The 2,456-nt window shown below is 27.2% G+C and carries 2 protein-coding genes; both read left to right on the top strand.

The annotated features are described in order from the left end of the window. The first annotated feature begins 497 nt into the window (after positions 1 to 497). The gene (gene licT / locus E6248_RS15385; protein ID WP_316341646.1) at positions 498 to 1,340 is read left to right on the top strand and encodes a BglG family transcription antiterminator LicT; all 843 of its coding nucleotides are present in this window, start codon (positions 498 to 500) and stop codon (positions 1,338 to 1,340) included. Between the two features lie 205 nt (positions 1,341 to 1,545). Further along, positions 1,546 to 2,456 (top strand): PTS transporter subunit EIIC (locus tag E6248_RS15380; RefSeq protein WP_316341645.1); only part of this gene is annotated, 911 nt, incomplete at its 3' end.

Below are 2,456 nucleotides of genomic sequence, written 5' to 3'. Positions count from 1 at the left end.
AAAAGAACAAAATAGAAGATAATTTTAGATTGTTATAGGTTGTAGTTTATACTACAACCTTTTTTGACGTTTTAGAATCATGAGGAGATATTATTAATGTTACAATAATTATTGTTTAGAGTTATAATTTTAGAACAAAAAAATATATAGGGTTTAAAATAATGAAGAACGAGCTGTGCAATAAGTGAGCCCCAAAAAGCTTGTTTTGATTGGAGGAACTTACTCAGTGAGCGAATACGAGTCGAGTTTTCTATAAGTAAATTAAGTTTTTCTAATAGTACTTAGAATTAGAAAAATATTGACAATATATATTAAAAACTATATTATAATACTGATTAAATATTTATAAAGTGTTATGGATTGTTACTGATTTTATCAGGCGATACCTCAATTAGTTAAAGTAGATTTATAAGTTATCTATTTAATTAATTGAGGCTTTTGTATATGTAAAATATTTCTTAATAATAAAGTAAAAGTAAATGGTAAGGAGGGGAAGTATGATTATAAAAAAGATATTTAATAATAATTCAATACTAGCATTAAATTCAGATAAACGTGAAGTTGTAGTAATGGGACGAGGAATTGGATTTAGAAAGAGTGTGGGGGAAGAAATAGACTTAGAAAAAGTTGAAAAAACCTTTATTCTTAAAGAGAAAGATACGTCAGAAAAATTCAAGATGATTTTAGAAGATGTGCCTAAAGAAATAATCTATGTAAGCTATGATATCATAGAATATGCTAAAAATATATTAAATGTGGAAATAAGTGAATATATATATATAACCCTTACAGATCATATAAGTAATACAATTAAACTGTATAAAGAAGGTTTCAATGTAACTAATGCTATAATTTGGGAAATAAAAAAGTTTTATCCTAAGGAATTTGAAATAGGATTAAAATCTTTAAATTTTATTGAAGAAGAGTTAGATATTAAGTTACCAGAAGATGAAGCTGCCAATATAGCTTTACATCTAATAAATTCGCAGGTAAATAGTTCTTATAAAGAAGTAGAAGATGTTGCTAAGCAAACTAAGATGATAAATGACATTTTAAATATTGTAAGATATACATATAATATAAAATTAGATGATACATCTTTGAGTTACGATAGATTTATTACACATTTAAGATTTTTCTTTAAAAGATTAAGTAACAAAAATAATAGTAAAGAAGAAAATTTAGAACATAAGGATGATTTTTTATTAAAACAAGTAAAAGAAAAATATAAAGATGCGTATAAATGTATGTTAAAAATAGAGGATTATTTAGAGAAAGATCTTGATGATGAAGAAAAATTATATTTAACAGTGCATATACAAAGAATAACTAGTAAATAAATTTATAAAAATATTGACAAGTTAAAAATAATGATATAAAATAAAGACAAGTTAAAGGTTTACAAATAAATAATGATTGTTACTGGTAATGCAGGCGAGACTAAATTCAGATAGAATGGGATTCAAATTCTATCGTATTAGGTCTCGCCATTTTTATTTTAAGTAAAGTTTATTATTAATATAAAAATTAAAGGAGAGAAAATTCATGAAGTATGAAAAATTAGCTAAAGACATTATAGCCAATGTTGGTGGTAAAGAAAACGTTAACTCTTTAACTCACTGTGTTACAAGATTACGTTTTAAATTAAAAGATGAGAGTAAAGCAAATACAGAAGTATTAAAGAATATGGATGGGGTTGTTACTGTTGTTAAAAGTGGTGGACAGTATCAAGTTGTAATAGGAAACCATGTTCCTGATGTTTATGCTGATGTAGCTGCAATAGGTGGATTTGGATCTGCTTCAGAAGAAGAGTCAAATGAAAAGTTAAGTCCATTTAACGCATTTATAGATATTATTTCAGGTGTATTCCAACCTGTACTTGGAGTACTTTGTGCTACAGGTATGATTAAGGGACTAAATGCGATATTATTAGCAACAAAATTAGTAGACGCTGCAAGTTCAACTTATATGGTATTAAATGCAATTGGAGATTGTTTATTTTACTTTTTCCCAATATTCTTAGGATTTACAGCTGCTAAAAAGTTTAAGTTGAACCAATTTACAGGTATGGCTATTGGAGCATCATTAGTATATCCAGCAATAGCGGGTGTAGCTGGACAAACCTTAGATTTCTTTGGAATTCCAATGGTAATGCCAATGAGCGGATATGCTTCAACAGTTATTCCAATAATTTTATCAATATATGTAGCATCTAAGGCTGAAAAGATATTTAAGAAGATTATTCCAGATGTGGTTAAAACTTTCTTGGTTCCATTTTTTACATTATTAGTTGTTGTTCCACTTACATTTATAGCTATAGGTCCAGTTGCAACATGGGCATCTAATGCTTTAGGTTCTGTTACAATGAGTATTTATAATTTAAGTCCAATAGTAGCTGGCTTATTCATAGGTGGTTTCTGGCAAGTATTTGTTATGTTTGGTTTACATTGGGGATT

This window comes from Clostridium sp., from assembly GCF_032552055.1.
Lineage (GTDB): Bacteria > Bacillota > Clostridia > Clostridiales > Clostridiaceae > Clostridium.
Note: the sequence above shows the minus strand (reverse complement) of the source record. Positions and strands in the feature narration are given on the sequence as shown.

Excerpts from the sequence above, each read along its gene's own strand:
- licT (WP_316341646.1), top strand. The coding sequence starts at position 498 with ATGATTATAAAAAAGATATTTAATAATAATTCAATACTAGCATTAAAT.